The 21,936-nt window shown below is 64.0% G+C and carries 21 protein-coding genes, 2 tRNA genes and 2 pseudogenes; 16 read left to right on the plus strand and 9 right to left on the minus strand.

Going from position 1 to position 21,936, the window contains the following annotated elements; genetic code table 11:
• Positions 1–24: 24 nt before the first annotated feature.
• From NP503_RS30485 to NP503_RS30500, 4 genes are all read right to left on the minus strand, one after another.
• Positions 25–1,341, minus strand: coding sequence for a M20 family metallopeptidase (locus NP503_RS30485; RefSeq protein WP_127272178.1), 1,317 nt, complete (start codon positions 1,339–1,341; stop codon positions 25–27).
• 57 nt (positions 1,342–1,398) lie between these two features.
• Positions 1,399–2,304: a MurR/RpiR family transcriptional regulator gene (locus NP503_RS30490; protein ID WP_127268681.1), complete on the minus strand. Its 906-nt coding sequence runs from the start codon at positions 2,302–2,304 to the stop codon at positions 1,399–1,401.
• Between the two features lie 170 nt (positions 2,305–2,474).
• Positions 2,475–4,100: a DUF882 domain-containing protein gene (locus tag NP503_RS30495; RefSeq protein ID WP_127268677.1), complete on the minus strand. Its 1,626-nt coding sequence runs from the start codon at positions 4,098–4,100 to the stop codon at positions 2,475–2,477.
• Positions 4,101–4,424: 324 nt separating this feature from the next.
• A tRNA-Thr gene (locus tag NP503_RS30500) sits at positions 4,425–4,499 on the minus strand.
• A 161-nt stretch (positions 4,500–4,660) separates the two neighbouring features.
• Between NP503_RS30500 and NP503_RS30505 the strand changes: the two genes are divergently transcribed.
• The 9 genes from NP503_RS30505 to yacG all read left to right on the plus strand — a co-directional run bounded on the left by NP503_RS30505 (position 4,661) and on the right by yacG (position 10,335).
• Positions 4,661–4,855, plus strand: a complete 195-nt coding sequence (locus tag NP503_RS30505) for a hypothetical protein (RefSeq protein ID WP_127268678.1) — start codon at positions 4,661–4,663, stop codon at positions 4,853–4,855.
• A gap of 146 nt (positions 4,856–5,001) precedes the next feature.
• The gene (murA, locus tag NP503_RS30510; protein WP_127268679.1) at positions 5,002–6,294 is read left to right on the plus strand and encodes a UDP-N-acetylglucosamine 1-carboxyvinyltransferase; all 1,293 of its coding nucleotides are present in this window, start codon (positions 5,002–5,004) and stop codon (positions 6,292–6,294) included.
• A gap of 205 nt (positions 6,295–6,499) precedes the next feature.
• A complete protein-coding gene (locus tag NP503_RS30515; RefSeq protein WP_127268680.1) occupies positions 6,500–6,934 on the plus strand; it encodes a DUF2948 family protein in 435 nt (144 codons plus the stop codon).
• Between the two features lie 7 nt (positions 6,935–6,941).
• Complete coding sequence (hisD, locus tag NP503_RS30520) at positions 6,942–8,234, plus strand: histidinol dehydrogenase (protein WP_127272355.1); 1,293 nt, start codon at positions 6,942–6,944, stop codon at positions 8,232–8,234.
• A 6-nt stretch (positions 8,235–8,240) separates the two neighbouring features.
• Positions 8,241–8,726, plus strand: a complete 486-nt coding sequence (locus NP503_RS30525) for a UPF0262 family protein (RefSeq protein WP_127271901.1) — start codon at positions 8,241–8,243, stop codon at positions 8,724–8,726.
• The gene (locus NP503_RS30530; protein WP_127272356.1) at positions 8,714–9,184 is read left to right on the plus strand and encodes a low molecular weight phosphatase family protein; all 471 of its coding nucleotides are present in this window, start codon (positions 8,714–8,716) and stop codon (positions 9,182–9,184) included. The genes NP503_RS30525 and NP503_RS30530 overlap by 13 nt, the downstream gene beginning before the upstream one ends.
• Before the next feature lie 87 nt (positions 9,185–9,271).
• A complete protein-coding gene (gene infA / locus NP503_RS30535) occupies positions 9,272–9,490 on the plus strand; it encodes a translation initiation factor IF-1 (protein WP_006200926.1) in 219 nt (72 codons plus the stop codon).
• 21 nt (positions 9,491–9,511) lie between these two features.
• Positions 9,512–10,141, plus strand: a complete 630-nt coding sequence (locus NP503_RS30540; protein WP_127269084.1) for a Maf-like protein — start codon at positions 9,512–9,514, stop codon at positions 10,139–10,141.
• A complete protein-coding gene (gene yacG, locus NP503_RS30545) occupies positions 10,138–10,335 on the plus strand; it encodes a DNA gyrase inhibitor YacG (RefSeq protein ID WP_127269085.1) in 198 nt (65 codons plus the stop codon). The genes NP503_RS30540 and yacG overlap by 4 nt, the downstream gene beginning before the upstream one ends.
• Before the next feature lie 55 nt (positions 10,336–10,390).
• On the opposite strand, the pseudogene NP503_RS30550 reads toward yacG, so the two are convergent.
• Positions 10,391–10,603 (minus strand): annotated as a pseudogene (locus NP503_RS30550) (ABC transporter substrate-binding protein); the annotation flags it as partial.
• Here NP503_RS30550 and NP503_RS30555 point away from each other — a divergent pair.
• The 5 genes and pseudogenes from NP503_RS30555 to NP503_RS30575 form a co-directional block, all read left to right on the plus strand.
• Positions 10,593–10,739 (plus strand): annotated as a pseudogene (locus NP503_RS30555) (helix-turn-helix domain-containing protein); the annotation flags it as partial. The pseudogenes NP503_RS30550 and NP503_RS30555 overlap by 11 nt on opposite strands.
• Before the next feature lie 319 nt (positions 10,740–11,058).
• Positions 11,059–11,134: transfer RNA gene (locus NP503_RS30560), tRNA-Phe, on the plus strand.
• A 155-nt stretch (positions 11,135–11,289) separates the two neighbouring features.
• On the plus strand, positions 11,290–11,727 hold the full coding sequence (locus NP503_RS30565) for a hypothetical protein (RefSeq protein ID WP_023813918.1): 438 nt from the start codon (positions 11,290–11,292) through the stop codon (positions 11,725–11,727).
• Between the two features lie 174 nt (positions 11,728–11,901).
• The gene (locus NP503_RS30570) at positions 11,902–12,372 is read left to right on the plus strand and encodes a hypothetical protein (protein ID WP_127269086.1); all 471 of its coding nucleotides are present in this window, start codon (positions 11,902–11,904) and stop codon (positions 12,370–12,372) included.
• A 53-nt stretch (positions 12,373–12,425) separates the two neighbouring features.
• Positions 12,426–13,007, plus strand: coding sequence for a hypothetical protein (locus NP503_RS30575; protein ID WP_127273682.1), 582 nt, complete (start codon positions 12,426–12,428; stop codon positions 13,005–13,007).
• Here the strand turns inward: NP503_RS30575 and NP503_RS30580 are convergent.
• From NP503_RS30580 to NP503_RS30590, 3 genes are read right to left on the minus strand one after another with little or no spacing between them, the layout of a single operon-like run.
• Positions 13,004–13,879 carry an alpha/beta hydrolase gene (locus NP503_RS30580; protein WP_127269088.1) on the minus strand — a complete coding sequence of 292 codons (876 nt, stop codon included), beginning with the start codon at positions 13,877–13,879 and terminating at the stop codon, positions 13,004–13,006. The genes NP503_RS30575 and NP503_RS30580 overlap by 4 nt on opposite strands.
• Before the next feature lie 24 nt (positions 13,880–13,903).
• Positions 13,904–15,955, minus strand: coding sequence for a Fe(3+)-hydroxamate ABC transporter permease FhuB (gene fhuB / locus NP503_RS30585; RefSeq protein ID WP_127272357.1), 2,052 nt, complete (start codon positions 15,953–15,955; stop codon positions 13,904–13,906).
• Positions 15,948–16,745 carry an ABC transporter substrate-binding protein gene (locus NP503_RS30590; RefSeq protein WP_245456803.1) on the minus strand — a complete coding sequence of 266 codons (798 nt, stop codon included), beginning with the start codon at positions 16,743–16,745 and terminating at the stop codon, positions 15,948–15,950. The genes fhuB and NP503_RS30590 overlap by 8 nt, the downstream gene beginning before the upstream one ends.
• A 401-nt stretch (positions 16,746–17,146) precedes the next feature.
• On the opposite strand from NP503_RS30590, the gene NP503_RS30595 reads away from it, so the two are divergent.
• Positions 17,147–19,252 carry a TonB-dependent siderophore receptor gene (locus tag NP503_RS30595; protein ID WP_164748871.1) on the plus strand — a complete coding sequence of 702 codons (2,106 nt, stop codon included), beginning with the start codon at positions 17,147–17,149 and terminating at the stop codon, positions 19,250–19,252.
• Between the two features lie 434 nt (positions 19,253–19,686).
• Complete coding sequence (locus tag NP503_RS30600; protein WP_032808338.1) at positions 19,687–20,034, plus strand: hypothetical protein; 348 nt, start codon at positions 19,687–19,689, stop codon at positions 20,032–20,034.
• Between the two features lie 86 nt (positions 20,035–20,120).
• Here NP503_RS30600 and ggt read toward each other — a convergent pair whose 3' ends face one another.
• Positions 20,121–21,860, minus strand: a complete 1,740-nt coding sequence (gene ggt / locus NP503_RS30605; protein WP_127271721.1) for a gamma-glutamyltransferase — start codon at positions 21,858–21,860, stop codon at positions 20,121–20,123.
• Positions 21,861–21,936: the final 76 nt, after the last annotated feature.

Consider the following 21,936-nt stretch of genomic DNA (forward strand, 5'->3'; position numbering starts at 1 on the left):
TCGTTTCGGAATAGCGGCTGCGCCTCAGCGGATGCCGCACCAGTCGATGGCCGAAGCGGCGATCACCTTGGCGGTCTCGACCACCGATTCGACCTCGACATATTCGTCGGAACCGTGAAACCCGTCGCCTGAGGGGCCGAAGATGACACCGTCGACGCCGGCGCCGGCATAGTGCGCGGCATCGCACACGGCGACGAAGCCGCGAGCCTGCGGCGCCTTGCCGACCATGGCCTTGCGCTTCATCAGCGATGTCACCAGCGGATGATCGACCGGCGTGTTCATCGGCGGGAAATACAGCCCGCCGAGCTCCCATTGGATCGCAGGCGGGTTGTCGCGCAGCCACGCATCGGTCTGGGCGAAATGGTGGACGAACGTCTCGAAATCGCGGCGGTAGTCGGCCGAGTTCTCATCGGGCAGGAATTTCATGTCGAGATCGAGCACCGCGACGTCGGGAATGATGGCCGGGTTGGTCATGACGGTCGGCAGGCCATGCTGGCCAAGGCCGGTTCCGCCATGCATGACGCCGATGTTGATGGTGTTCATACCGAGCGGCAGCAATGGATGCGATTTCGCCCGCGTCCGGTCCAGCTCATACTGGCGCACGGCGGCGATGAAACGGGCGGCGATCTCGATGGCGTTGACGCCCGGCTCGAGCCGCTCCTTGTCGTGGCGCTGCGGATAGATCTCGTTGTAGCGCAGCGCCGAATGGGCGTTGCGCCCGCGGATCGTCACCCGCGCCCATTCAAGCCCGCCTTCGACCGGCAGGACATCACCCCAGGTCGGTTCGGCGACCAGCACCGCCTTGGCGAGCTTGCCCTTCTTCACCGCGTCCATGGCGCCGAAGCCGCCGGCTTCCTCGTCGACGACCGAGTGGATGGCGAGCCGGCCCTGCAGCGTGATGCCCGCCTTGCGGATCGCGCGCGCGGCGGCGATGCAGGCGGCGACGCCGCCCTTCATGTCGACGGCGCCACGGCCATAGAGGCGGCCATTGGTGATCTCGCCGCCGAACGGATCGACCGACCAATCCTTCATCGCGCCGACCGGCACGACGTCGATATGGCCGCACAGGATCAGGCTGCGATCCTCGTCTCCCGCCCATTCGCCGACCAGATTGGGCCGACCGGGCAAGACATCCCATTGCTCGGTCCTGAACCCGTCCTGCTTGAGGATCGGTTCGAGCAGCGCCTGGACATCCGCCTCGCGGTTGATCGCCGGATTGGGCTCGAATTTGGGGTTGACCGAAGGGATGCGGACCATGTCGCGGGTCAGCCCGATCAACCAGTCGCGATCGGTCTCGATCTCAGCCTGCACGGCATCGATGATGGTCTGGTTGTCGGGCATCGTCGCTTCCTTCTCTGCGTCGCGGCGCTTTGCATCGCTGCACTGGGCGCAACGACACTATTTCCTTGTGGTTTTGGATTTGGCGGCGTCGTCGGCCGATGACGACAGGGCGGTATCGAGCGTGACCGCATTGGCACTGCGGATCTTCTCGATGTCCTCGATGCGCTTGCGCACCCCGGCGCCGTGGCCTTCCAGCGCGTGGGCGAACACGGTTTCCATCTGGGCAACGGCCGTTGCCAGCGTGTCGAACGGCGAGTTGGCGTCGATCGCCGCGACCATGGTCAGGTCCGCTATGTCAGATATCGGCGACAGCCAGACATCGGTGAACAGCAGGATGGAGACGCCGCGCTCCTTGGCCTGCTGGGCAAAGCTCACCACGTCCGACTGATAGCGCCGGTAGTCGAACACGACGAGGAGGTCGCGCTTGCCAAGGTCGATCAACAGGTCGAAATCGGCGGGGCTCAACGAACCGATGTCGCGCACGCCGGAGCGGAACTGCAGGAGGTAGCCGGCCAGCATGGAGGCGATATGCCGGCTGAACCGGCCGCCCAGCAGCACGACCTGCCCCTTGCTCTCCAGCAGCAGGTTGACGGCGCGCGTGTAGGCCTGCACCGGCACTGCCGTGCGCGTGCGCTCCAGGCTGTCGGAAACCGAATGGAAATAGGCAAGTGCGGTGCCTTCGCTGGAGCCGCCCGGGCGCTTGGCCTCCATCATCAAAAGCGGCGAATGCAGCCTGGATTCAACTTCGGTGAGCAGGCGTGCCTGGAAATCGGCAAAGCCGACATAGCCAAGCTTGCTCATCAGCCGCGTCACGCTCGGGTCACTGACGCCAGCGCGCCGTGCCAGCCGGGTCGCGGTGCCCAGCCCCGACATCGGATAATCAGCGAGCAGGACCTGGACGATCTTCTCTTCCGCGGAGGTGAACGCCACGGTCGTATTGGCCAGTTCTTCGCGGATCGACATTGTCATCGCCCATCGCCGACGGAAAGACGATTATCTTACAATTTCACACATGTTTGTCAAATTTGGAACTTCTCTTACAGAGCCATCGAGAGTTCGGCATGACTTGCTATCCCATGGCAGCCAAGCCAGTCGTGCAACACATCCACGTCGGCTCGAACGAGGGCTGGCGTCTATTTGAAGCTGGCGATGGGCAGGAACTTGACCGCGGAACCGGTGAAGCGCCGGTGATCGGAGGTCCGTCCTCGCGGCTGGAATCCATCGAGATAGATGTGCTCCGGCGCTGTGCGGATGAGATTGGCGGCAATGACGGGCGCCGCAGGGCTAGCTCCGCCGGCGATGCCACGACCTGTCTCAATCGGCCGGGACAACGCTGCCGGCACGATGACCGCGGTGGCTTCGGGATCGAGATTTGGCTGGACACGGTCGGCCTTCGGGCTGGTCCTGACGCGATCTTCGGGCTTCGATTGGGCAACCGAGACCCGCTGGCCGGCCAACCCATTGTGGCCGTCATCGGCGTGGTTCAAGGCCAGCAAGGCAGCGACCGCATCGCCGGATTTGTCTGCTTCAAGCTGGCGCGTCGGGCTTTCCGGTCGCCATGTCGGCAACGGGATGTTGAACGCCACCATGTCCGGCGCGCCGCCCGCGGGACCGGCCGACTTGCCCGAGGGAATTTCAGCATCGGTTGCTGTTGGATTGGCCAGTTCGGCCCGCGCGGTGGAAGCGTTGGCTGCTGCAAGCGGCGCGAGTTGCGGGGTCGGAATGCTGGTCGTGGACCCGCTGCGCGGGGCGAAGGCTGGCAGCGGCACCGAGCCCGGCGCCATGGCCATGACGATCGCTTCAGGCGTCTTCCCCTCCGGTCCAATCGGCGATTCTTCGGCCCTATCGACGGAAGCCATCTGGATGTCGGCGCGCTGGGCATCCTGCGGCGGCACGATTGCGATGCCGGCGGGCCTGGGTTCAACGGACTTGGCCGGCTTGCGTGGCGCCGGCACCGCTTCGGCGACATCATCGGTCTCGTCCGCGCCGCGCCCACCCAGAAGCGTCGCCAGCAGGCCGCGCGCCGGCCTGCGTTGGCCGCCGTCGGCACTTGCCAGGTCGATGTTGGGCGTGCCGGCGCCCTTGCGCGACTTGTAGGCGGCAAACGCCTGCCCATAACCGGGCAGCGGTTTGCCGTCGCTCGGCACATGCAGCGTATTGCCGTTCGGGAATACCCTTGCGAGTTCCTGGCGGCTGATGCCCGGCCAATGCCGCACATTGCCGACATCCATATGTATGAAAGGCGAACCGGAGGTCGGGTAATAGCCTACGCCGCCGCCCTGCATCTTGAGGCCGATGTCGCGCAGCTTCTTCAGCGGCACATCCGGCAGGAAGAAGTCCATCGCGCGGCCAACCATGTGTTGGCTTTCCCGAGCCACGCCCTTCGAGCGGCTGCGCAGCATGGCGTTCGTCGCTGGCGACCGATAGGCGCTGACCACGTGGATATAGGCTCTCGAGCCGCTGGCGCGATAGGCCTGCCAGACAAGATCGAGCAGGCGCGGATCCATCTTCGTCGGTTCGTTGCGACGCCAGTCGCGCAGCATGAGATTGATCTTCTTCAATCCCGCCGGATCATAGCGCCCATTGCGCTTGAAGACGATTTCAGCCTTCTCGCCCGTATGGAGATGTTGAATCTTCAAAGCACGCGTCTCCGCGAACGCGCCGGTGACACACAGGCAAAGGAACGCTGCGATGATGGCAGGCAGTGTCCAAAGACGGGAAGCACGGGGGGCGTTTTGCACGTTTTCGCTCACGTTCATGCCTTGCACGTTCTTTTGTTTCGGGCGATTTCAGGTTCCCGCCCAGATGAAGAGCCTTTCAGCCCTCTTCCTGACAAGCATGGACTTGACCGACGCAGACAGGCGTCCATGCCACAACACGTCATGTTGATGAACAGCATCTTGGTTAACGAATCGTGTCGCTTCCGAGAACGCGTTTCGGCTGGAGTTGCCTGTGGCAGCCATTTTCTGGAGCAATGCACGGCTGATGAGGTCCGCCAGCACGACGGCCGCGCCGTTCCCATGTAGCCGCCTCGCCCTCGCAAATGCAGAGAACGAATGTGCGGCAACAAGGATGTTGGAAACTGGTGCTGCGAGAGAGGATTGAACTCTCGACCTCTCCCTTACCAAGGGAGTGCTCTACCACTGAGCTACCGCAGCCGCTGATGGCGGGGCTTCTGCCATATCGAACCGGCAAGCGCAAGGCCAAGCGCAACGCTTCTGTGAAAGCCTTTGCCGGATAGCTTTTAATGACATGGCAGTGCCACAATGTTGGCTATCCCTGAACAGCAAGCTGGTGGGTCGCCGGCGGGGACGGGGCGATGGACGACAAGGCAATTCCAGTGAAAAAGGATGGTCCACCGAAAAACAGCGCAACAATCCGCAAGGATCGGCTGGCCGAGCAATTGCGCGCCAATCTGCAGAAGCGCAAGGCGCAGTCACGCTCGCGGCGGACCGGCGATGCCGACGAGCGGCCGGACGGGCTCGCTGCATCGAAGGAAATACAAAAAGATTAACTCAAATCGGCCACTCTTGGCCCGGGGTGGGCGAAATCCCATTTCTTGAACCAGCGTAATTCTTGAACCAGATTGGCCAATGGTCTAGACGGGCCGCTACTCAAACGATTGAACCGGCCCTTTTTGGCCGAGAGGGACGTTCTTCCATGGATCGCATCAGAATTGTCGGGGGCAACAAGCTCTCCGGAAGCATTCCGATCTCGGGCGCGAAAAACGCGGCGCTGCCTTTGATGATCGCCTCGCTTTTGACCGACGACACGCTGACGCTGGAAAACGTGCCGCATCTGGCCGATGTCGAGCAACTGATCCGCATCCTGGGCAACCACGGCGTCGATTATTCGGTCAATGGCCGCCGCGAGAAGCAGAATGAGGGCTATTCGCGCACCATCAACTTCTCCGCCCGCAACATCGTCGACACCACAGCGCCCTACGAACTGGTGTCGAAGATGCGCGCCTCGTTCTGGGTGATCGGCCCGCTGCTGGCCCGCATGGGCGAAGCCAAAGTGTCGCTGCCGGGCGGTTGCGCCATCGGCACGCGGCCGGTCGATCTGTTCCTCGAGGGCCTGCAGGCGCTGGGCGCCGATATCGACGTCGACACCGGCTATGTCATCGCCAAGACAAGGAATGGCCGGCTTGTCGGCAACCGCTACATCTTCCCGAAAGTCTCGGTCGGCGCCACCCATGTGCTGATGATGGCCGCGGCGCTCGCCAAGGGCGAGACGGTGCTGGAAAATGCGGCTTGCGAGCCCGAGATCGTCAACCTCGCCGAGTGCCTCAACGCCATGGGCGCGAAGATTTCCGGCGCCGGCACGCCAACCATCACCATCGACGGCGTCGAATCGCTGTCGGGTGCGCGCGTGCGCGTCATCCCCGACCGCATCGAGACCGGCACCTATGCCATGGCCGTCGCCATGACCGGCGGCGACGTCGTGCTCGAAGGCGCGCGGCCGGACCTGCTGCAGACGGCACTGGACGTGATCGCCCAGACGGGTGCGGAGATCACCCCGACCAATTCCGGCATTCGTGTGAGGCGCAACGGCGCCGGCATTTCGCCGGTCGACGTGACGACAGCGCCGTTTCCGGCCTTCCCGACCGATTTGCAGGCGCAGTTCATGGGCCTGATGACGATGGCCAAGGGCAAGTCGCGGATCACCGAGACGATCTTCGAGAACCGCTTCATGCATGTGCAGGAACTGGCGCGGCTCGGCGCTCATATCACGCTTTCGGGCCAGACGGCGATCGTCGACGGCGTGCCGAAACTGAAGGGCGCGCCGGTCATGGCAACCGATCTTCGCGCCTCGGTGTCGCTGGTCATCGCCGGCCTGGCGGCGGAAGGCGAGACCACGGTCAACCGCGTCTACCATCTCGACCGCGGCTTCGAGCGGCTGGAAGAAAAGCTGTCCAACTGCGGCGCGGTGATCGAACGGATTTCGGCGTAGCCCGCGACCTCGGCTCCTCTCCAGCAACGCAGGAGATTGGCGAGATCCTTCGCGGCAGCGTCCTTCTCCCCGTCACTATATGGGGAGAAGTGCCCGGCAGGGCGATGAGGGGCAGCGCAGACCTGCAGCTGTTGGTGCGGTTGCACCGATCGCCAAGACCGCCTAACAGAAGGCTGAACAATCAACCTTCAGGTGCGAAATCCGCATGACCGGCCTTAAGCTTATCGCGCTAGACGACCAGGACCTGAGCATCGTTTCGGCTCATGTCCAGGATGCCGTGCTGAAAGTCAGCGACCTCGAATTCCTGCCTGCGGCCAAGCGTTTCCTGCTGACCATGAACCGTTTCGTCTGGGAAGCAAAATCCGGCCTGTTTCGCCAGCACAATGAGCGACGGCAGGCCGTGCTGCATTTCGACCGCGTGCTCGGCGCCAAGACCAGCGGCATCGACCGCGACAAGCCTGCGGAAGTCTTGTCGCTGCTGGCGATCAGCTTCATCGAGATCAGCAAGCCGGCCGGCATCGTCGAGCTGATCTTCTCGGGCGGCGGTGCGATCATGCTCGACGTCGAATGCATCGAGGCCCGCCTTGCCGACATCGGCGGGGCGTGGGAAGCCACCTCGCGCCCCATCCACAAGGCCTGAGCGTCCGATGGCCATCACGCTTCGTCAGTCCGACGCCGATTTCGAGCAGCGTTTCGCCGCCTTCCTGTTGACCAAGCGGGAAGTGTCCGCCGACGTCGATGCAGCGGTGGGCGCCATCATCGCGCGCGTGCGCGCCGAGGGCGACGCGGCGCTGATCGACTATTCACGGAAATTCGATCGCGCCGATCTGGCTGGACTGGGCATTGCCGTTTCGAAGGACGACATCGCCCAGGCCTACAAGGCCGCCGACCCAAAGACGATCGAGGCGCTGGAATTCGCGCGCGACCGCATCCGCTCGCATCATGAGCGGCAGCGACCAAAGGATGACCGCTATACGGATGCCGCCGGCGTCGAGCTCGGCTGGCGCTGGACGGCGGTCGAGGCGGTTGGGCTCTATGTGCCGGGCGGCACGGCGAGCTATCCAAGCTCGGTGCTGATGAACGCCGTGCCGGCCAAAGTGGCCGGCGTCGAGCGCATCGTCATGGTCGTACCGGCGCCGGGCGGCATCATCAATCCGCTGGTGCTGGTGGCGGCCGACATATCAGGCGTGTCGGAAATCTACCGTGTCGGCGGCGCGCAGGCGATCGCCGCCCTTGCCTACGGCACCGAAACGATCAGGCCGGTCGCCAAGATCGTCGGCCCGGGCAATGCCTATGTCGCGGCGGCCAAGCGCCAGGTGTTCGGCGCCGTCGGCATCGACATGATCGCCGGGCCGTCGGAAGTGCTCGTCGTGGCCGACGGCAGCAACGATCCGGACTGGATCGCGGCCGACCTGCTGGCCCAGGCCGAGCACGATGCATCGGCGCAATCGATCCTGGTCACCGACGATCCAGCCTTCGGCATCGCTGTCGAACAAGCCGTCGAGCGCCAGTTGCAGAGCCTGCCACGCGCCGAGACGGCGGCGGCGAGCTGGCGTGATTTTGGTGCGGTGATCCAGGTGTCGACCATCGACGCCGCGCTGCCGCTGGTCGACCGCATCGCCGCCGAACATGTCGAACTGGCCATCGACGACGCCGAGGGCTTCCTGTCGCGGATGCGCAACGCGGGTGCGGTCTTTCTCGGCCGCCACACGCCGGAAGCCATCGGCGACTATGTCGGCGGCTCCAACCATGTGCTGCCTACGGCGCGCTCGGCGCGCTTCTCGTCCGGTCTGTCGGTGCTCGATTTCGTCAAGCGCACGTCGATCCTCAAGCTTGGACCGGAACAGTTGCGGATCTTGGCGCCGGCGGCGATTGCGCTGGCCAAGGCGGAAGGCCTTGACGCGCATGGACGCTCCGTCGCCATACGGTTGAACATGTAGGCGGCGATGTCTGGCCCCGATCAAACCCGCGCCAGGCTGATCGATGTCGAACTCGATGAATCGATCGGCCGGTCGACACCCGATGTCGAGCATGAACGCGCGGTGGCGATCTTCGACCTGATCGAGGAGAACAGTTTTCAGCCCGTCAGTGACAGCGGCGACGGCCCTTACCGGCTGAAACTGTCGCTGGCCGAGCAGCGCCTGGTGTTTGCCGTGGCGCGCGAGGATGGCACCGCCGTCGTCACCCATATCCTGTCGCTGACGCCGCTCAGGCGCATCGTCAAGGACTATTATATGATCTGCGAAAGCTACTACGACGCCATCCGTTCCTCGACGCCGAGCCACATCGAAGCGATCGACATGGGCCGCCGCGGCCTGCACAATGAAGGTTCGCAGACGCTGATGGACCGGCTGTCCGGCAAGATCGACATCGACTTCGATACGGCGCGCCGGCTGTTCACGCTGGTCTGCGTACTGCACTGGCGGGGCTAGCCCTGGCACCCGGCGCCCTGCCCCGTTCGATCCTGTTCCTGTGCGGCATGAATGCCGTGCGCTCGCCCATGGCGGAGCAACTGGCGCGCCGCATGCTGCCCGCCACCGTCTTTGTCGCTTCGGCAGGCGTTCGCGCCGGCGAGCGCGATCCATTCGTCGATGCGGTGCTTGCCGAAGACGGTCTCACGCTGGGCGGGCGTCACCCAAGGACGATGGACGATCTCGAGGACGACTATTTCGACCTCATCGTCACGCTGGCGCCGGAAGCGCACCACGCCGCACTTGAACTCACCCGCTCGCTCGCTGTCGAGGTCGAATACTGGCCGACGCCGGACCCGACCGACGCCAGCGGCACCCGCGAACAGATCATGGCTAGTTATCGCGACGTGCGCGAGCGGCTGAAGGTGCGCATAGGCCGACGTTTTCTGCTTCCAGGAGCAAAAAACGCGACGGATTAAGCGTGTTCACAAGCGGACGATTATCATATAGGTTCCGCCGAAATTCCGGCCAGGGTGCTGGAACTACCATCCAAGCAAAGGTATCGAATGCCGAAGGAAGAAGTCCTCGAGTTTCCGGGTGTCGTGACGGAATTGTTGCCGAACGCGATGTTCCGGGTAAAGCTCGAAAACGAACACGAAATCATCGCCCATACGGCCGGCCGCATGCGCAAGAACCGCATCCGCGTGCTGACCGGCGACAAGGTTCTGGTCGAGATGACGCCATACGACCTGACCAAGGGCCGCATCACCTATCGTTTCAAGTAAGCAAAGCCCGACTGGTCCGCGATGAGCATTTTGCAGAAGCTGGTGCTTGCCTCGGGTTCGCCGCGCCGGATCGAGCTCTTGCAGCAGGCCGGCATCGAGCCGGACCGCGTGCTGCCGGCCGATGTCGACGAAACGCCGTTGCGTGCCGAGCATCCGCGCTCGCTGGCCAAGCGGCTGTCGAGGGAAAAGGCCGAGAAGGCGTTCGCCTCGCTGCAGACCGAAGCCGACTACGCGCCAGGTTTCGTGCTGGCCGCCGACACGGTGGTTGCCGTCGGACGGCGCATCCTGCCCAAGGCGGAAACCCTCGACGACGCTGCCAACTGCCTCGGGCTGTTGTCGGGCCGTTCGCACCGGGTCTATTCCGGCATCTGCCTGATCACCCCGGGTGGCAAGCTGCGCCAACGGCTGGTCGAGACGCGGGTGCGTTTCAAGCGGCTGCCGCGCGAAGAGATTGACGCCTATGTCGCCTCGGGCGAATGGCGCGGCAAAGCGGGTGGTTACGCGGTCCAGGGCCTCGCCGGCGCCTTCGTCGTCAAGCTGGTCGGCTCCTACACCAATGTCGTCGGGCTGCCGCTCTATGAGACCGTCGCGCTGTTGAGCGGCGAAGGCTTCAAGGTGCATGGCGGCTGGCTGGCGGGACCCCGGCTGTGAATTCCGATCCCAAAGTCACGCCCTTGCGCCCGAAGCGCCCCTGCCCCGAATGCGGCAAGCCCTCGGCGCGCGACACCTTCCCGTTCTGCTCGACGCGCTGCAAGGACATCGACCTCAATCGCTGGCTGAAGGGCGCTTACGTCATCAAGGCTCGCGACGACGAGGAAGAAACGGACCCCGACGATTCGAAATGAGCCGGGCGCCCAGTGACCAGATCTGGTCGTGATCGAGCTCGGCTGATGTGTGCGGGCCGGCGGCGCAGCCGGCGATCGACTTGTCGTAAGTCGGCTGGTTGCCGAGATCCTGGACCGTGACCTTGACGTCGGGAAATTGCTTGTTGAAACCGGCAATCGTCGCCTTCAGCGATGAAGCCGCGACATTCCGGCTCCAGATGGTGATTTCGCCGGATTGCGCGAAGGCCGGGGCTGAGCCCAGGGCAAGCGCGAGCGCGGCGCAGGTGATGCATCAGGACGCCAATGTGCTGCGCGTCGCCATGGATTCGGGCTTCGGCTCGCTCAGCGCCTTCAACAAGTCGTTCCGCAAGCTCGCCGGCATGTCGCCCTCCGATTTTCGTAGAGGCGTGACCGGCGCCAGATAGGTGGCGGCGACCAATGCGGGTCTGAGCCGCGAAGCATTGTGCGCCTCGATCGTCGGCTAAAGGCAGTGCCACGGCATGTCAGCCGGCAATAGCGGCACGGACAGGGATGGCGAAGGCCGCATCGTGCCATGCCGTGCCCGATTCCCGCCCGCAAGCGGCATGGAAACCGGGGCACCGCACGGCGTCGCTTTTCCTGCCTGAAATCGCCCACTAGGCGCTGGACAGGCCGAATTCCCGTGCTATAACCCACGCGCTTTCAAGGGGCGCCCCACGGCGCCTCGATGAATTCCGGCCAACGAGTTTTCGTTTGCCGGAACAGGCCCAGATAGCTCAGTTGGTAGAGCAGCGGACTGAAAATCCGCGTGTCGGTGGTTCGAATCCGCCTCTGGGCACCACTACTCCCCGGTCCGTTTTGGACACACCCCATCGCGTCGCCGCCTGCATCGCCAAGTGGAATCACTTTGCGCACATTAGCCCGCAGACGGATTTAATTTGCTTGGCCACCCCTCAACCCTAGGGCAAACTGCCTGCCGGGGCTGCAGGAGGTGAAATGAGAGCACGCGCAGCGACGCTTGGGGATCTGGAGGATGTCTTTCGCGGTCTGTCCAAGCGGATGTCGGACGAATACGTGGCGGCCGGCAAGGACAGCAAGATCGCCTACGACAATCTGATGATGAATTTGAAGGAGGGCCGCGCGCACGCGCTTGTCGAGGGCGACAAGGCCGTGGCGATCATCGCCTGGCACGAGAACAGCGACGCCGCCGACACGCTGTTCGCCGCACGGGAGGACTTCTTCCGCGCCGCGACCGTTCGCTTCTGCAAGCGGCATATCAGGCACATCCAGGCGCTCGCCGGCAACCTCGCCATCCACTCGCGCAGTTGGCTCCAGGGGCCGGATGTCGCAAGATGGTTCGGCGTTATCGGCTATGTCGAGCGCGGCCGGGAGAACGGCGCCACTTTGTTCGAGCTGCCGCCGGCTCGCGGATAGGCAATCGCGGGATATTGCCTGGCAAGCTTGCAGTTTCGAGCGCTCTCCCAGGAGGGCGCGAAGAGACTCTGCCACCAGCCGTCCTGGCAGAAGCTGTGAGACGTGCTGCCGTTGATTTCCAGATGTTTCCTGCGACTATCGGCACGCACGCTTGCGGTGGATAAGGTCGAAACAATGCATCTGGACTACTCCGATCACGTCTTCGTCGACCTCGTGCCCGAGCAGTTCGGCGCGTCGGAAACCATCGTCGCGCGTTATCGCGGGCTTGTCGCCACCGCCTTTCGCTACCGATCCGGCGTTGCCGGGCTTCGGATCAGCAACGCGAAGGGCGAAATCGTCATGCTGCCGTTCCAAGGACAGCAGATTTGGGACGCGACCTTCCTCGGCCGCTCCCGGACCATGCGCTCGATGTTCGATGAGCCGGTCGCGACCCGCGACTATCTTTCCAACTACGGCGCGTTCTTCATCCACTGCGGCGCCACCGCAATGGGAAATCCGGGGCCGGATGACCGCCACCCGCTTCACGGCGACCTGCCCAATGCGCCCTATCAGGATGTGCAACTGATCGCCGGCAGCAATTCCGAAGGGCCTTTCATGGCGCTGACGGGGCGCTGTCGACAGACCGTCGCTTTCAGCCATATGTGATGGAGCCCACCGTACGGCTGCAACTCGACGCCAGCAGCCTCGCCGTCGACATCGTGATCGAGAACCTGAAACGCTCGGCCATGGAGTTGATGTACCTGGCGCACATCAATTTCAAACCGGCCGATGGCGGGCGCCTGGTCGACACCGTAGCGGATGATTCCGCGGACATTGTCGTGCGCCAGACGCTGCCGCCCTTTTTCACGCCGAGCGAAAGCTACCTTGCCTACCGCGATGCCGTTGTCGCCAATCCTTCGCGGCATCGCCTGCTGACCAAGGGCGAGCCGATCGACCCAGAACTCGTGCTGACGATGAGGGCTAAGGCGGACCCCCAGGGCTGGGCGCACGCCTTGCAGGTCCATCCGGACCGTACTGCGGATTTCGTCAGCTTTCGCCCCGACGAGCTCAATTATGCCGTCCGCTGGATCACACGCGGCGCCGACCAGGACGCGCTTGGCCTCGTGCTGCCGGCCACCGCCGAACCAGACGGCTATCTTGCGGCCAAGGAAAGAGGCCGCCTGGTTCGCGTCGCACCCGGGGAAAAATTCCGCTGTGCCCTGCGTTTTGGCGCTATGGACGCGGACGCAGCCACACAACGAGAACAAGCCATTGCAGCGTTGAGAGGTGAAGGCCGTTAGTCGCAAGCCCTGACCGCAAACGCTGCCTGAACCGCACGATTGACCGTGACCGGCAGGATCGACATGTGGTTCTCGCCGGCGTGCAGCTCGAAGCGCGCACGCACGCCCGGGAGAGCATCAAGCCGCTGCGCCATTGCCCGCGCGAATTCGTCGGTGCATGTCACCTTCTTCTGCTGGAGGCGCTTTTCCTCGTCCTCGGCGCCAATCTGAAACGGCGCCAGCTTCTCGGTCTCGTACTCGCCGGCCGACAGGATCACGGTCGTCGCCAAACCAGCGGGGATGGCGGCCTCGAAGGTTTCGAGAAAGCGATCGATGGCACGGTCTTCCCAATAGATGGCGGGGCTCGCCGCGATCCAGGTCTGGAAGGCCGAGGGCCGCGTGAACAGGGCATAGAGCGCAAACAAGCCACCGAAGGAATGGCCATAAAGCGCCTGGCGGCTAGCGTCGACCGTGATCCGACTGGCGACCCACGGCTTCAACTCGTCCTCGATGAAGGCAAGGAACTCCCCTGCCCCACCGGTCCGGACTTCGGGCGTGCCCTCATAGAAGGGCGGATAGGTCTTGCCCGGCGGCGGGCCGAGATCCCATGAGCGGCGCAGCGGGTCATAGGCGCCCTCGACGGGATAGCCGATGGCGACGATGACGCCCCAGCCGACATTGGTGCCCGTTGGATAGAAGGCCTGCGCGCGCATGGCGTCGACCGCCGTGCCGATGACGGCGTTGCCGTCGGTCATGTAGAGCACAGGCCAGCCGGCCTCGGGCACCGGCCCGGACGGCACATGCAGGAATATCCGCCAGGGGGCGCCGCCCTGCGCCGGGACAAGATCGTGGACCGTGGTGTCGGCGATCAAGGCTGGCATCGACTTGGACATCGATATCTCCACAAGGGCTAAAGGTCAGCGGCGGCGCAGCAGCCACATCAGCACCGGGCCGCCGATCAGTGTGGCGACGAGACCGGCCGGGACCTGGCGCGGGAAGATGGCGGTGCGGCCCACCCAGTCGGCGGCGACCATGATCAGCGCGCCGGCGAGCACCGCGCCAACGGCCTGCGGCAGCGCACGGGAGAGGCCAAGGCGACGGGCAAGGTGCGGCGCCATCAGGCCGATGAAGGTCAGCGGACCGACGATCAGCGTCGAGGCTGCGGTGAGTGCCGCGACCACCAGCAGCACGAGAAGCCGCGTCCTCTTCAGGTCAATGCCAAGGCCTTGCACAGCGGCGGGGCCAAGCGGCAGGATGTCGAGCCAACGCATGAAGAAAGGCGCGAGTGCGAAGAGGCAGACGGCGATGCCACCGGTGAGCAAGGCGTCACCGACATCGACGCCATAGGTCGAACCGGTCAGCCAGTTGAGCAGCAGCATGGCACGCGGATCGCCGGTGGCGGTGAGCACCAGGATCAGCGCGTCGAACAAGGCCGTCAGAGCAACGCCGGCAAGCAGCAGCCGCTCCGGCGCATAGGCGGCACGGCGGCCGATCGCCAGCGTCACCAGCAAAGCGGCGAAGGCGCCGATGGTTGCCGCCGCCGTCTGAACCGGGCGTCCGGCATCCGAGAGCGCAAACAGCGCCACCATCATGCCGAGCGCAGCACCGGCGCTGATGCCAAGCACTTCCGGGCTGGCCATCGGATTGCCGGTCAGCCGCTGCATCATCAGCCCGGCAAGCGCCAGCATCGCCCCGGCGCTCAGCGCGGCAAGCACGCGGGGCCACCGCCACGACAGCAAAGGCTGCAGCTCGTCGCCGAAGGCGAAGTTCCAGCCATGCGGGCCCGGTCCATAGAGCAGGGCCAGCCCGAGCAGCAAAAGCAAGGCCAGGCCGATCGCCGTCAGCATAAGGCCGGGCCGGCTTGCGCGCGGCAGGCGCGCGGCCATCAAGGTCGGGGCTTCCGAGCCAAGAGCAAGGCGCGGCAGCAGCCAGAGAAGCAGCGGCGCGCCGAGAAGTGCTGTAATCGCTCCGGTCGGCAGCAGGTCGCCTTGCGGCCCGGTGGCGATCTGCACGGCCTGGTCGGCAGCCCACAACAGCGCCCCGCCGATCAGCGGCGCCATCACCAGTTGCTGGCCCAGCCGCCGGGCACCGCCGATGCGCGCGAGCGTCGCCGCGGCCAGGCCGACGAAACCGATGACGCCGACAGCGGCAACGACAAACGCGATCAGCGCGACGGCGGCCGCCAGTCCGGCGAAGCGATAGGCGCCGAGCGGCACGCCAAGACTGCGCGCGCCTTCATCGTCGAGGCCAAGCAAGGTCAGTGGCCGCACCATGAAGAAGATCGCAAGCGCAGCAGTGCCGATGCGCGGCAACAGCCACAGCGTCGTCGACCAGTCCTGCTGGCCGAGCGAACCGGCGCCCCAGATGAACAGGCTGGCCAGCCATTCATGCCGCAGCACAATGAGAGCGGCACCGATGGCGCCGGCATAAAGGCTGACCACAAGCCCCGCCAGCACCACCGAAAGCGGCGACAGGCCCTTGTGCCAGGACAGAGCGAAAACGGCGGCAAGGGCGACGAATGCGCCAGCCAGCGCCACCCATTCGCGCCCGAAGGCAAGCAGCGACGGTGACAGAAGCGTCGTCAGCGCCAGCGCCAGATAGGCACCGGCCGAGACGCCGACCGTTTCGGGCGAGGCAAGCGGGTTGCGCAGAACCTGCTGCAGGACGGTTCCGGCAAGCCCGAGCGCCGCACCGCACAGAAGGCTGACGGCAAGCCGAGGCAGGAAAGCATAGTGGACGAGCACCTGCCGCATGTCGGCGATGTCGGGGGCGGCGAGCGATTGGAGCCAGAGCGCCGATGGTAGCTGCACGGTGAGGTTTGAGACGGTTGCCGCTGACGCTGCCGCGAGCAGCACCGCGCAAAGCAGGATCGCGCCTACCGGCTGATTGCTGAAAAAGCTCCACGCGGAGGCCCGGCCGGCCGACGCATGCTTCCCCCCTTGGGCAATGGCCGCAGCATCCTCAGCCACGGGCGGCCTCCACAGTCATCGCAGACGCCAGGACCCGAGCAAAACGGGTGGCGGACGGAAGGGCGCCGAACATATGGACGGCGGGAAGACGCATGATCGAGCGGTTGCGCACGAAAGGCATGGCGTTCCAGACCGGACTTTCGGTCAGCGTGCCGCCCGCGCCCTCGGGCAAGGGTTCAAGATAGGCGAGGCGAGCGTCGCTGGATGTCGCCAGCCCGTCGATACCAATGGTCGAAAACCCCCAATAATTGGTCTCGGCCGTCCAGGCGTTGGCGAGCCCGATGCGATCGAACACCTCCTGAAACAGACTCTTCTTGCCGTAGACGCGCACATTGCGCGGGTCCATGAAGCTGACGACATAGATCGGCCGCGCCGAAAGCGGCGCCAGTTGCCGGCGAACTTCCGAAAAATACGCATCTGTCGCCGCGATCAGCGCCTCGCCTTCGCTTTCCTTGCCGACAAGCCCGGCAAGCTGGCGCGTCGCCTCGAGCGCGCGCTGATAGGGCTGCCCGGCCTCGGTATAGAGCCCGATCGTCGTCACCGGCGCCACGCGTTCGAGCAGCGGCTTGATGCCGTCGAGATACGGCATGGACAGGATGATGTCGGGCCTGAGTTGCTGCAGCAATTCGAGATTGGGTTCGAGCAGCGTTCCGACATCGGCGATCTCAGGCGGCAGCGGCGGTTCGACCACCCAGGTCTCCCAGATGTCGCGACCGGCAATGGCAACCGGGCTGACACCGAGCATGAGCAAGGTCTCGGCCAGGCCGTCATCCAGGCAGACGATGCGCAACGGTTTCGCCGTGGCAGATGGCGATGCAATTGCGGCAAAGGGCAGAACGAAAAGTCCCAGCGCGCCGCGCCGGGTGATCCGACCGCGGAGACGGTCGGCCCTGTGGGATTCAAGGGCTGCCATCATCGCGCAGCGCCTGTGCGGAAAGCCGGCTGGGCGTGGATTTCAGGCACGGGTTTTCTCCAAAACGACGCATTCAAAAATCTGGCTGCCGGCAGCCGATGGTCGGTTGACTATGAAACATGACTTCCATAGTCAACATTGAAGATGACTAACCGAGTCAACAAATTTAAATTGGCGCAAGGCGGACCGGTCCTGCGCGCATTGCGGGCAGTGAGGGTATCAAGATGGGGTTGAGTGCATATCGTGCGGCGCGGCGGCGAAGCCGGACCCGGAGCCTCGTGGTCGCATCGCTTTCGACCCTGCTTTGCACCCAGGTCCTTGCGCAGGAAGCCGCGACCGAGCTCAACCCGATCAATGTCGAGGGACAGAGCGACAGCCCGGTCGGACCGGATGACGGCTACATCGCCAAAAACACCACCACCGGCTCGAAAACCGACACGCCGCTGAAGGAAATTCCGCGCTCGATTTCGGTGGTGACCCGCAAGCAGCTCGACGATCGCCAGCCGGGGCAGCTTGAGGACGCCTTGTCCTATCTCGCCGGCGTCACCATCTCGCCATGGGGCGTCGACGATCGCTTCGACCAATGCCTGATTCGTGGGTTCGACCTCTGCACGTCGGCGATCTATCGCGACGGGCTGCCGCAGAAAGTGATCGATTTCTCAGGCTTCAAGATCGAGCCCTACGGGCTGGAGCGAATCGAAGTCTTGAAGGGGCCATCCTCGGTGCTCTACGGCGAGAACGAGGCTGGCGGCATGGTCAATGCCGTCACCAAGCGGCCGACTGACAAGCCGATCTATGACGGCTTCCTCAGCTATGGCAGCTTCAACACCGTCGAGGCCGGGCTGGATATAGGCGGCCCGATCGACGATGCCGGCGTGTGGTCCTACCGGCTGACCGGCCTGGTTCGCAACGGCGCGCTCGAAACCGACTATTCCCGCAACGACCGCATCTTCGTCGCGCCGGCGCTCAAGTGGCAGCCGGATGCGCAGACCTCGCTGACCGTCCTGGCCAACTACCAGTGGGACAGGCTGACGACGAATCAGTTTCTGCCGGCGCAGTATGGCAATCTGCCGCGCAATTTCTTCACCGGCTCGCCTGACTTCGACCGCTTCGATGCCAACCATGGTTCGATCGGCTACCAGTTCAGCCATGAGTTCGACGACCATTGGACGGTGCGGCAAAACCTGCGCTACTCGCAGCAGGAAACCGACTACCGGCAGCTCTATTTTGGCGAGTGGCTTGGCGGCCCATACATCGGCGCAGACGAACATACGGTGCAGCGCACGCTGTTCACCGTGGATGAGACGGCAAGGCTGTTCAACGTCGACAACCAGGCCGAGTACAAGGCTGACTTCGGCGTGGTCGAAAACAAGCTGCTGTTCGGTCTGGATTACAGCAGACAATCGGTCGACGGGCGCAACGGCTACGGGGCGGGTCCGCCGCTGGACACCCAGAACCCGGACTACTCGATCCCTGTCACGCCGCCGAGCCTCATCATTACGGATCGCGTGGAGACGATCGGCCAGGTCGGCCTCTATGCACAAAACCAGTCCAAGATCGCCGACCACTGGGTCCTGACAATCGGCGGCCGGCAGGCCTGGATCGACCACACCAATTTCAACCGACTCGACGGTGCAGGCAGCTACGATCAGAAGGACCATGCCTTCACCGGCAATATCGGCATCGGCTATCTCTTCGACAACGGCCTGACGCCCTACGCCAGCTATGCCGAATCCTTCACCACCAATATCGGCCCGACCCAGTCCGGAGACGCGCTGCTGCCGTCGTTGGGCAAGCAGTATGAAGTCGGCTTGAAATACGAGCCGACCTTCTTCCCCGGCTTCATCACCGCTTCGCTGTTCGACCTGCGCAAGACCAATGTGCCGACGGCAGCAGCCAATCCCGTCTACCAGGTCCAGACCGGAGAAGTCCGCCATCGCGGCCTGGAGATCGAGGCCAACGCAGATCTGGCTTCCGGCCTCAGCATGACGGCGGCCTACACCTATCTCGACGCGGAGATAACCAGCGATGCCGCCGCCGTCGTCGGTAACCGCCCGGCCAGGGTGCCGGAACACCAGGCATCGCTGTGGGCCAACTATGAGGTTGGCAGCGGCGTGCTCGAGGGCCTGAGTGTCGGCGCCGGCGTGCGCTATATCGGCGCCAGCTTCGGTGACAGTACGAACACGGTTAACGTGCCCGGCCACACGCTGGTCGACGCGGCACTGCGCTACAAGAAGAATGGCTGGCAGGCAGCGCTCAATGTCTCCAACCTGTTCGACAAGACCTACTATTCGACCTGCTATGAGGCCGGCAGCAATGCCGACCTCAGCTGCATCTATGGCGAAGGCCGCGTCATCAAGGGCAGCCTCAGCATGAAGTTCTGATGCATGCCGCTCGGCTGCCTCGGCTGGCAGTGATCTGGCATGCGGGATCTGAAGCGCGCCGCATGAACCTGTGATGACGCGCGTCCAGAGCCGCGATTCGACGCGGCCCTGTCCTCCGTCCGGATGGCGGCAAGACGATTCGCACCGTCACGGTGGGCGTGCGACGTCCCGCTCGCCGAAAATCGCTGCCCGCGAAGCGCAATCCACGTCCCGCATCATTTTTCCTCCACGAATGCATTCCAGGATGGATGGTCCCACGACCGCCTCCGGGCGGCGCGCTCTGGATTGGATTGCCTGAAAAAGGCAACGAATCAAAAAACCGGCGGCGGTCGTCGCCAGAAGGTGTAGAAGACCGTACCAAACGCATTGAAGGGAGTGCGATCGGGTTGCGCTCGGCAAGGCTTGATGGTTTGTTGCCGCTATACGGAGAATGAATGATGCGAGAGCCTGCCGGTCAAGACGAATACGGGTCGACGAACCCTTTCGATCCGGACGACCTGCCGACGTTGAACGCAATCGGCCCGAGCATGGGTAGCGGCAATGATTTCGAGAGATATGCCGTTGCCGTGATCATCGTGTTCGGTGCGCTGATCATTGGCGGGCTGATGGCCGCATCGATGGTCTTCGGGCACCGCAACGGCTTCCTCTTCGCGCTTGGCGGCGCCACGTCCGCCTGGATATCCGGAAACGCGCTGCTGCTCGACCGGCCGCGTATCTATGCGCTGTTCGTCGGCATTGCCGCCTTGATGCTGGTTGCGTCCACTCTCACGCTGGTCTTGTGACGGCCAAATCGGTGTGAGCCGATCCACTTGAGCAGCGGGCGATCAACCCGAATCGCCACGCTGCACCAGGTTTTTCCTCCGAGCTGTCAGTATCCGAGCGCCTCGCCAGAGGCCGCGCGGCTGTCGATGGCGCCGTTGTAGCGCGCGCCGCCGCCCTTCTCGATTTCCGCCAGGCTCTTGCCGCCGACCAGGATGCCGGCCGCCTGCCCCCAGGTCTGGTCAGCGAGATCGAGGTGATATCCCATGCCGGCCAGCAGCTTTTCTGTGTCCGGCGACAGGCCGAACGGCTCGACATAAACCTTGTCGGGCAGCCATTGATGGTGGATGCGAGGCGCGTCGATCGCCTCCTGGATGTTCATGCCGTGGTCGATGACATTGACGATCGCTTCCAGCGTGATCGTGATGATGCGCGAGCCACCCGGGCTGCCGATGACCATGAACGGTTTGCCGTCCTTGGCGACCACGGTCGGGCTCATCGACGACAGCGGCGTCTTCTTCGGCTGGATGGCGTTGGCCTCGCCCTGGACAAGGCCGTAGAGATTGGGCACGCCGGGTTTCTGGGTGAAATCGTCCATTTCGTTGTTGAGCAGGATGCCGGTGCCGTCGGCGACGACGCCGGCTCCGAAGGAGCCATTCAGCGTGTAGGTGACCGCGACCGCATTGCCTTCATCGTCGATGATCGAATAATGCGTCGTCTCCTTGCTCTCGCCAAAGCCCTTCGGCATCAGATCCTGCGACACGCCGGCCCGGAACGGGTCGATCTTGTCGCGGATATCCTTGGCATAGGCCTTATCAAGCAATTTCGAGACCGGATTGTCGACGAAATCGGGATCGCCGAGCGCGGAATTGCGGTCAACATAGGCATAGCGCATCGCTTCGACCATGACATGGATGGACTCGGCCGATCCGGCACCGAGATAGGATAAGGGATAGCCCTCCAGAACGTTGAGGATTTCGCAGATGATGACGCCGCCGGAGCTGGGCGGCGGCGAGGAGGTGATCTCGTAGCCGCGATAGGTGCAGGTCACGGGCTTGAGTTCGCGCACCGCATATTGCTCGAAGTCGGGCTTGGCGAGAATGCCGCCCTTGGCGCCGCTCGCCTTGACGATGGCATCGGCGATGGCGCCTTTGTAAAAGGCATCCGCACCCTCTTCGGAAATGGCGGCGAGCGACGCCGCGAGGTCGGGCTGGACCAGCCGCTCGCCGATGCCATAGGGCTTGCCGTCGGGTTTCAGGAATATGGCGGCGGCCGCGGGGTCCTTCGCCAGCCTGTCGGCGCTGCCGGCAAACGAGGCGGCGTCGCCCTGGTTGAGGATGAAGCCGTCCCTGGCATAGCCGATTGCCGGCGCCATCAAATCCTGGCGGGACAATTTGCCGTATTTTTCGCGGGCCATCTCCAGACCGGCCACCGAACCCGGCACGCCGACCGCAAGATAGCCGTCGAGACTGGCCCCCTTCACCGGGTTGCCGTCCTTGTCGAGATACATGGTTTTTGTCGCCGCCAGCGGCGCCCGCTCGCGAAAATCGAGAAAGGTCGATTTGCCGTCCTTGAAGCGGATGGTCATGAAGCCGCCGCCGCCGATATTGCCGGCATTGGGGTAGACGACCGCGAGCGCATAGCCGACGGCAACCGCCGCATCGACAGCATTGCCGCCCTTTTTCAGCACCTCGATACCGACTTCGGACGCCAGATGCTGGGCCGTCACCACCATGCCGTGCTCGCCCTTGGCCGGCGCAGGCGATGCGGCGAAGACGCCCGTCAACGGCGCGAGGGCGAAGGTGATGGAAAGACTGGCGGCGATCAGTGTCCGACGGTTGAGAGGCATGGCGGTTCTCCGGGCGGGGGGACGCCTAGAAGACCGTGTTGGACTGATCGAGTCCACTAACAATTAAGGGAGCGTG

The organism is Mesorhizobium sp. SEMIA396, from assembly GCF_024518615.1.
Classification (GTDB): Bacteria; Pseudomonadota; Alphaproteobacteria; order Rhizobiales; family Rhizobiaceae; genus Mesorhizobium.

What these genes read in the sequence shown, in the direction of transcription:
- NP503_RS30485 (WP_127272178.1), bottom strand. Translation starts at nt 1,341, where the DNA reads ATGCCCGACAACCAGACCATCATCGATGCCGTGCAGGCTGAGATCGAG.
- NP503_RS30490 (WP_127268681.1), bottom strand. Translation starts at nt 2,304, where the DNA reads ATGTCGATCCGCGAAGAACTGGCCAATACGACCGTGGCGTTCACCTCC.
- NP503_RS30495 (WP_127268677.1), bottom strand. Translation starts at nt 4,100, where the DNA reads ATGAACGTGAGCGAAAACGTGCAAAACGCCCCCCGTGCTTCCCGTCTT.
- NP503_RS30505 (WP_127268678.1), top strand. Translation starts at nt 4,661, where the DNA reads ATGGACGACAAGGCAATTCCAGTGAAAAAGGATGGTCCACCGAAAAAC.
- murA (WP_127268679.1), top strand. Translation starts at nt 5,002, where the DNA reads ATGGATCGCATCAGAATTGTCGGGGGCAACAAGCTCTCCGGAAGCATT.
- NP503_RS30515 (WP_127268680.1), top strand. Translation starts at nt 6,500, where the DNA reads ATGACCGGCCTTAAGCTTATCGCGCTAGACGACCAGGACCTGAGCATC.
- hisD (WP_127272355.1), top strand. Translation starts at nt 6,942, where the DNA reads ATGGCCATCACGCTTCGTCAGTCCGACGCCGATTTCGAGCAGCGTTTC.
- NP503_RS30525 (WP_127271901.1), top strand. Translation starts at nt 8,241, where the DNA reads ATGTCTGGCCCCGATCAAACCCGCGCCAGGCTGATCGATGTCGAACTC.
- infA (WP_006200926.1), top strand. Translation starts at nt 9,272, where the DNA reads ATGCCGAAGGAAGAAGTCCTCGAGTTTCCGGGTGTCGTGACGGAATTG.
- NP503_RS30540 (WP_127269084.1), top strand. Translation starts at nt 9,512, where the DNA reads ATGAGCATTTTGCAGAAGCTGGTGCTTGCCTCGGGTTCGCCGCGCCGG.
- NP503_RS30565 (WP_023813918.1), top strand. Translation starts at nt 11,290, where the DNA reads ATGAGAGCACGCGCAGCGACGCTTGGGGATCTGGAGGATGTCTTTCGC.
- NP503_RS30570 (WP_127269086.1), top strand. Translation starts at nt 11,902, where the DNA reads ATGCATCTGGACTACTCCGATCACGTCTTCGTCGACCTCGTGCCCGAG.
- NP503_RS30580 (WP_127269088.1), bottom strand. Translation starts at nt 13,879, where the DNA reads ATGTCCAAGTCGATGCCAGCCTTGATCGCCGACACCACGGTCCACGAT.
- NP503_RS30600 (WP_032808338.1), top strand. Translation starts at nt 19,687, where the DNA reads ATGATGCGAGAGCCTGCCGGTCAAGACGAATACGGGTCGACGAACCCT.
- ggt (WP_127271721.1), bottom strand. Translation starts at nt 21,860, where the DNA reads ATGCCTCTCAACCGTCGGACACTGATCGCCGCCAGTCTTTCCATCACC.